This is a genomic window from Pseudomonas sp. Sample_16 (assembly GCF_004307665.1).
Classification (GTDB): Bacteria; Pseudomonadota; Gammaproteobacteria; order Pseudomonadales; family Pseudomonadaceae; genus Aquipseudomonas.
Genome location: NZ_RCOB01000087.1, coordinates 33,696 through 40,857, shown reverse-complemented (window position 1 = coordinate 40,857; position 7,162 = coordinate 33,696). Strand labels below are relative to the sequence as shown.

Below are 7,162 nucleotides of genomic sequence, written 5' to 3'. Positions count from 1 at the left end.
TTTGTGTTCAAACCCAATACCTGTGGGAGTTGCCCACAGAATTTGTGTTCAAACCCAATACCTGCGGGAGTTGCTCACAGAATTTGTGTTCAAGCCCAATACCTGTGGGAGCTGGCTTGCCAGCGATGAGGCCCGATCAGGCGACGGATATCTCGCCTTCGCCAGCCAACTTGCGGTTCAACTGATACCGCCAGCGCACATACAACAGCGCTGAACAGAACACCGCCAGGCTCGCGGCCATCTCCAGCACGCCGAACATCTGCCGGTTCGGGTCATACGCGGCCAACGCGCCTTTGATGAAATACAGGTTCACCACAAAGCACATCCATGAATGCCCCCGGGCGTTGCCGACAATCATCCCCGGTGCGAGCAGCAGCAACGGCACCAGCTCGATCAGCAGAATCACCCACGGCCGTGCACCGTGCAGATCGGCAATCATCAGGTAGTAAACGCAGAGCAATCCCACCAGACCAAAAAAGCACAGCAGACTGATGACGCGCATCGCCTTGACGCGCGGTTCGAGCCATTCGATGGCGGGCAGGACCTTCGGCTTCTTGGCCACCTTCAGCCCTCCAGTTTCTGCGCAGTCTTGGCCAGGCGCAGGCCCAGTGCACGGCACAGCGCCACTTCATGAGCGTCCAGACCGCTTTTGCCATCGGCTCCGGCGTGATGACTGGCGCCGTACGGCGTGCCGCCACCCTGGGTTTCCAGCAACGCCGATTCGCTGTAGGGCAGGCCGGTGATCAACATGCCATGGTGCAGCAATGGCAGCATCATCGACAGCAGGGTGGTTTCCTGGCCACCGTGCAGGCTCGCCGTGGACGTGAACACACCGGCCGGTTTGCCCACCAGCGCGCCGGTCAGCCACAGGTTGCTGGTGCCGTCGAGGAAGTACTTGAGCGGCGCCGCCATGTTGCCGAAACGAGTCGGACTGCCCAGTGCCAGGCCAGCGCAGTTTTTAAGGTCGTCGAGGCTGGCATAGAGCGCGCCTTCGTCGGGAATGTCCGGCGCCACGGCTTCGCATTCCGTGGAAATCGCCGGCACGGTACGTAACCGCGCTTCAAGGCCAGCCTGCTCGACACCGCGGGCAATTTGCCGGGCCATTTCATTGGTCGAACCGCTGCGGCTGTAGTACAGCACCAGAATGTACGGCGCACTCATGGCAACAGTTCCAGAATCTGCTCTGGTGGACGACCGATGACGGCTTTATCGCCGACTTCGAGAATCGGACGTTCCATCAGTTTCGGGTGGGCGGCGATGGCTGCGATCAATTGCGCTTCGCTCAGGCTGCCGTCCGCGAGGCCGAGGGTCTTGTATTCGTCCTCGCCGGTGCGCAGCAGTTGCCGGGCACTAATGCCGAGTTTGCCCAGCAGACCCTGGATTTGCGCGGCGTCGAGCGGGGTTTCCAGATAGCGCACCACGGTCGGCGTCAGGCCACGGGCTTCGAGCAGTTCGAGCGCACCGCGGGATTTCGAGCAGCGCGGGTTGTGATAAAGCGTCAGATCGGTCATGAGCGGGTCGCATCTTGCGTAAGGTGGCGGCTATTCTAACTGTGCAGCGCGTAATCCAGAACCTTGGGAGGCGATGGGTCGCAGGCGCATTCAATTTTTGACAAGGAACACGACATGACAAGGCGACTGGCAGCAGCATTGACGATCATTGGGGCGTTGCTGTTGGGGGGCTGCGGAAACGACTACGGGATTGACCAGAATGGACAGAAAGTCGCCGCCGAGCGTCTGGATGGCAAATGGCTGGTGCTCAATTACTGGGCTGAATGGTGCGGGCCGTGCCGTACCGAGATCCCGGAGCTGAATGCCTTGGCCGATCAGCTCCAGGGCAAGAAGATCGGTGTGTTCGGGGTCAACTTCGACAATGTGCAGGGCGAAGAGCTGAAAAGCGCCAGTGAGAAGCTTGGAATCAAATTTACCGTGCTGGCCCAGGACCCTTCGGAAGTGTTCGAACTGCCACGCAGTGAGGCATTACCGGTGACCTATATCATCGATAACAAAGGCAAGGTGCGTGAGCAATTGATGGGAGAGCAGACAGCGGCGGGGGTGATGGCGAAGCTGGAGGCGTTGCAGGCGCAGAATTGAATCGAGGGATGATGATCGTTCCCCCGCTCTGCGTGGGAACGCCGCCCGGGACGCTTTGCGTCCCTGTGACGCGGAGCGTCACTTGATCATTCCCACGCAGAGCGTGGGAATGATAAGGGAGGAGGGGACATCAACCTTCCTCAAGCCACCAGCGCAGCGGCTTGCCTTCGGCCGGCCAGAAACGCATCTGATCGATTGACGATACGTCCCAGCGTTGCACGTTTTCCAGCGCCTGAAGGAAGCGTTTTTCCTGCTCCATCAGCGCCGGCGCGCAGAGTTTGCGGGTGCTGCCGATTTTGCCGAAGCTCAGCTTGTTGCCTTCCAGGGTGTATGGCGCGAACCAGTGGTTGCAGCCACCATTGCCGTAGGCGCGACCATCTTCGCCGAGCGTGATGGTCAGGTGGCTGTAGTCCATCAACGGACGTTCGCCGATCCACTCCAGAATGTAGCTGCGGTTTTGTTGCAATTGCACCGGATCGGCAGCACAGCCCATCAGGCTTGCACCGACCAGCGCGGCCAGGGCGAGGTGTTTCATCACGCAGGCTCCTGGCACTTCGGGCACAGGTGCTTTTCGCCGACGGTGGTCCAGCCCAGCTCGGCAATCCGCGCAGTGGCGGCTGGCTTTTCGGCCTTGTTGCCCAACTTGGCGTCGACCGCGAACTCGAAGCTCAGCTCTTTTGCACAGCTGTCGCAGTTCACCTGCCAGGTGTGGATCGCCAGTTCGCCGAACACCGGGCCACTGGCTACCGCAACCCATTGCCCGGGTGGATTGATCAAGTGGCGAACCGTTTCGACGGTCAGGCGCATGGACAAGTCCTTGGCGCCCTTGAGGGTCACTACCAACACGTCGTTATTGCGAATCGAGCCGCCGTTGCCGGTGACTTGATAGCGCCCCGGCACCAGGGCGCGGCATTCGGTGAGGGTGTGTTGCGGGTTCATCAGGCTGTAGCGGAAATCGTGTTCGACCATGGGTCCTCCAAATATGCGCGATATGCTAGCACGGGCATTCGCGTTGCATGGTGCGGGCACATGACCTTCGATCAGGTTCAGTCACCTGTGACCAGGTTTTGCGCAGTGCCGGCGTTCCAGGTCGCAATGTTGTCGAGGGTGGTCGCGGCAATCGCGCCAAGGGCTTCGCGGGTCAGGAACGCCTGATGCGCGGTAATGATGACGTTAGGGAACGTCAGCAATCGCGCCAGGACATCGTCCTGCAACGGCAGGTCGGAACGATCCTCGAAGAACAGCTGCGCTTCCTCTTCATACACATCCAGCCCCAGATAACCCAATTGCCCGCTCTTGAGGGCGTCGATCAGCGCCGGGGTGTCCACCAGGCCACCGCGACCGGTATTGATCAACATCGCCCCCGGTTGCATGTGCGCCAAAGACTCGCGGTTGATCAGATGCTTGCTCTGTTCATTGAGCGGGCAGTGCAGGCTGATGATCTGCGATTCGGCCAGCAGTTGCGGCAAGCCCAGGTATCGGGCACCGAGTGCTTCGACCTGGGGATTGGGGTACGGGTCGTAAGCCAGCAACCGGCAGCCGAAACCGTTCATGATTTTTGCGAATGTAGCGCCGATCTGCCCGGTACCGACCACGCCGACGGTCTTGCCCACCAGGTCGAAACCGGTCAGCCCGTGCAGGCTGAAGTCGCCTTCGCGGGTACGGTTGTAGGCCCGGTGCAAACGTCGGTTGAGCGCCAGGATCAGCGCCACTGCATGCTCGGCCACCGCATGGGGCGAGTAGGCCGGGACGCGCACCACCGCCAGCCCGAGGCGTTTCGCCGCTGCGAGGTCGACATGGTTGTAACCGGCCGAACGCAGGGCAATCAGGCGTGTGCCGCCCGCCGCGAGGCGTTCGAGCACCTGTGCACTGAGATCATCATTGATGAAGGCACAGACGACCTCGTGATGTTCGGCCAGCGCCACTGTATCAACGCTCAGCCGCGCCGCCTGAAAGTGCAGCTCGATACCGGGCGGCAGATCCGCGGCGAGAAAACTCTCGCGGTCGTAGTTCTGGCTGCTGAATAAAATCGTGCGCATGTGTTCTCCCTGAAGACTCAGCGTTTTCAAGATCAAAAGATCGTCGCCTGCGGCAGCTCCTACATTAGTCCTTCCCGCTACCGGCGTCTTTGCGCCAGGTCAGGCATTGATGCGCGCCTGGGCGGCCAGGCGATTGATTGCCCGGTCGAGTTCTTCGAGGGCGCTGTAGGCTTTCGGGTCCTGTTGCTTGAGCAGGGTTTCGCTGCGTTGGCAGGCGGCGCGCAGTTGCGGCACGCCGCAGTAACGGGTTGCGCCGTGCAGGCGATGGACACGTTCGATCAGCGCGTTGTGATCGCGGCTTTCCTGGGCCTGGCGGATCGCTTCACGGTCGGCTTCCAGCGACGCCAGCAACATCGCCAGCATGTCTGCTGCCAGATCGGCCTTGCCCGCGGCCAGACGCAAGCCTTCTTCGTGATCGAGCACTTGCAACTCAAAGGCACCGTTGTGGCTGTCGCTGGCGCGCTCCGGGCTATGGTTGCGCAGCGCCAGGCCACTCCATTTCAGCACCACCTGCGCCAGTTGCCGCTCACTGATCGGTTTGGTCAGGTAGTCGTCCATGCCGCTTTGCAACAAGGCGCGTTTTTCATTGGCCATGGCATGGGCGGTGAGCGCCACGATCGGCAGCGGTGTGCAATGCCGCTCGCTCTCCCACTGGCGGATCGCCTCGGTACTTTGCCGTCCGTCCATTCCCGGCATCTGCACGTCCATCAGCACCAGGTCGAAGGTCTCGTTTTGCACCGCTTTGACGGCTGCGTAGCCGCTTTCCACGGCGAGCACCTTGGCGCCCATGTCTTCGAGCAACGTCTGCACCAGCAGCAGATTGGCCGGGTTGTCGTCAACGCACAGCACTTTAGGCGCGCGACTGGAAACCGGTTCGCCGGGTTCGCTGCGAATCTGGCGCGGGTTGACCAGGTCGGACAGTGCGCGTCGTAACTTGCGGGTGCAGGCCGGTTTGGCCTGGAGCTGGCTGTGAGGGTTGGGCACCGAGAGGTGGAACAGCGTCTGCTCCGTGGTCGGACAGAGCACCAGCACTTTGCAACCAAGGTGTTCGAGGTCCCAGATGTATTGATTAAGGCGCTCGGGCGGCATGTCATTGCTGGTGACGCCCAGCACCGCCAGGTCGATGGCCTGATCGGTCTGATGGACGCCAGTCACGCCATTGGTCAAGCTTTCCAGCGTGTTGAACGGCGTGACCGCGAGACCGCAATCTTCCAGTTGATGCTGCAGCGCCTGACGGGCCAGGTCATGGTTTTCCAGCACCGCCACACGACGACCCGACAGCGGCGGGCCGGGCAGGTCTTCGGCATCGTCGCGGGTTTTGGGCAGGCTCAGGCTGATCCAGAACTCCGAACCTTCGCCCGGTGTACTGTCGACACCGATCTCGCCGCCCATTTGTTCGATCAGTCGCTTGGAAATCACCAGCCCCAGCCCCGTGCCGCCCGGTTGCCGGGACAGTGAGTTATCGGCCTGACTGAAAGCCTGGAACAGCGCGCGTACGTCCTGGCTCGACAGGCCGATGCCAGTGTCCTGAATACTGATGCGCAGTTGCACACTGTCATCGTGTTCTTCTTCGAGCATGGCCCGGGCGACGATGGTGCCTTCGCGGGTGAACTTGATGGCGTTGCTGACCAGATTGGTGAGGATCTGCTTGAGCCGCAGCGGGTCGCCGACCAGCGACAAAGGCGTGTCGCGATACACCAGGCTCACCAGCTCAAGTTGTTTGGCGTGGGCAGCGGGGGCAAGGATGGTCAGGGTGTCCTGCAGCAGATCGCGCAAGTTGAACGGAATATGGTCGAGCACCAGTTTGCCGGCCTCGATTTTCGAAAAGTCGAGGATCTCGTTGATGATCCCCAACAGGCTGTCGGCGGACTTTTCGATGGTGCCCAGATAGTCGAGCTGGCGCGGGGTCAACTCGCTTTTCTGCAGCAAATGGGTAAAACCGAGAATACCGTTGAGCGGCGTGCGGATTTCGTGGCTCATGTTGGCCAGGAATTCGGATTTGATCCGGCTCGCCTCCAGTGCCTCCTTGCGCGCCAGGTCGAGTTCGATGTTCTGGATCTCGATGGTTTCGAGGTTCTGGCGAACATCTTCGGTGGCCTGGTCGATGCTGTGCTGCAATTCTTCCTGGGCATTTTGCAGGGTGCCAGCCATGCGGTTGATGCCCGATGCCAGTTCGTCCAGTTCATGACTGCCAAGGGGTGGCAGCCGGGTTTCCAGATGACCGTCCTTGAGTTGGGCTACGGCCTGCTTGATCTGGGTCAGCGGCCGGTTGATGGTGCGGCCCATGCGCAAGGCCAGCAACGCCGCGCCACCCAGGCCGGCGGCGATCATCATCAGGCTGGCGAACAGGCTGCGGTAACCGCGCAGCAACATGCCATTGTGCGACAGTTCGAGCTCGACCCAGCCCAACAGGCGATCGGCCTCATCGGGTATCACATCGCCTGCCAGATTACGATGCTTGCCGAACACCGGCAGCAGATAACGCGTCGCATCGCTGCCACTGCGCCGCAACATTTGCGAACCATCGCCCAGCGGCGCCTGGTTGAGCATGGTCGGTCCCGCATGGGCCAGTAACGTGCGGTCAGGTGCGAGGAACGTTACGGCACGCACGTCCGGCTGCTCGAGGGATTGCGTAGCGATGCGTTCGAGCAGCTCGTTGTTTTTATGGCCCATGGCCGGCGCTACCAGCGGCGCCAGTTGCTCGGCGATCATTTCGCCACGTTGCATGAGTTGGGTTTGCAAGTCCGATTGCTGCATCCAGGTGAAATAACCACCCAGGACCAGCGCCATGAGGCTGGTCGGCAATAGAGTCAGCAACAGCACGCGGCCTTTGATTCCCAGTTTCTTGAGCACGCATCTCTCCTGCATCCAGCTATCGATAGTCCTGCACTCGCGTGTGGCATGCACCACCTGCGCAGTGTAGCGATTTGCTGGCGGGCAATCTTCGTAAAATTGATGTCGTCGTTCGTCGGCCAGTTCGGGCCTTTTCAACGGTTGCGCAAAGTGTCGGGTTGCCTCAGGCGAAGCAAT

At 60.9% G+C, this 7,162-nt stretch carries 8 protein-coding genes; 1 reads left to right on the top strand and 7 read right to left on the bottom strand.

Features of this window, described 5'->3' with window-relative positions; translation table 11 throughout:
- Positions 1-136: 136 nt before the first annotated feature.
- The 3 genes from D8U69_RS12690 to arsC are packed head-to-tail and all read right to left on the bottom strand — an operon-like array spanning position 137 to position 1,511.
- Positions 137-562 (bottom strand): DUF2069 domain-containing protein, encoded by a 426-nt coding sequence (locus D8U69_RS12690; RefSeq protein ID WP_130906341.1) that lies wholly within the window; start codon positions 560-562, stop codon positions 137-139.
- Between the two features lie 2 nt (positions 563-564).
- Positions 565-1,161 (bottom strand): NAD(P)H:quinone oxidoreductase, encoded by a 597-nt coding sequence (gene wrbA, locus D8U69_RS12685; protein ID WP_130907420.1) that lies wholly within the window; start codon positions 1,159-1,161, stop codon positions 565-567.
- A complete protein-coding gene (gene arsC / locus D8U69_RS12680; protein WP_056853132.1) occupies positions 1,158-1,511 on the bottom strand; it encodes an arsenate reductase (glutaredoxin) in 354 nt (117 codons plus the stop codon). Before arsC ends, wrbA begins: the two co-directional genes overlap by 4 nt.
- Positions 1,512-1,625: 114 nt before the next feature.
- On the opposite strand from arsC, the gene D8U69_RS12675 reads away from it, so the two are divergent.
- Positions 1,626-2,093, top strand: a complete 468-nt coding sequence (locus D8U69_RS12675) for a TlpA disulfide reductase family protein (RefSeq protein ID WP_130907419.1) — start codon at positions 1,626-1,628, stop codon at positions 2,091-2,093.
- A gap of 130 nt (positions 2,094-2,223) precedes the next feature.
- Here D8U69_RS12675 and D8U69_RS12670 read toward each other — a convergent pair whose 3' ends face one another.
- The 4 genes from D8U69_RS12670 to D8U69_RS12655 all read right to left on the bottom strand — a co-directional run bounded on the left by D8U69_RS12670 (position 2,224) and on the right by D8U69_RS12655 (position 6,985).
- On the bottom strand, positions 2,224-2,628 hold the full coding sequence (locus tag D8U69_RS12670; RefSeq protein ID WP_056853130.1) for an META domain-containing protein: 405 nt from the start codon (positions 2,626-2,628) through the stop codon (positions 2,224-2,226).
- Entirely contained in the window at positions 2,628-3,062 is a 435-nt protein-coding gene (locus D8U69_RS12665) for a hypothetical protein (RefSeq protein WP_007988765.1), read from the bottom strand. Before D8U69_RS12665 ends, D8U69_RS12670 begins: the two co-directional genes overlap by 1 nt.
- 77 nt (positions 3,063-3,139) lie before the next feature.
- Positions 3,140-4,132 carry a 2-hydroxyacid dehydrogenase gene (locus D8U69_RS12660; RefSeq protein WP_056853129.1) on the bottom strand — a complete coding sequence of 331 codons (993 nt, stop codon included), beginning with the start codon at positions 4,130-4,132 and terminating at the stop codon, positions 3,140-3,142.
- Positions 4,133-4,231: 99 nt separating this feature from the next.
- The gene (locus tag D8U69_RS12655; protein WP_056853128.1) at positions 4,232-6,985 is read right to left on the bottom strand and encodes a response regulator; all 2,754 of its coding nucleotides are present in this window, start codon (positions 6,983-6,985) and stop codon (positions 4,232-4,234) included.
- Positions 6,986-7,162 lie beyond the last annotated feature (177 nt).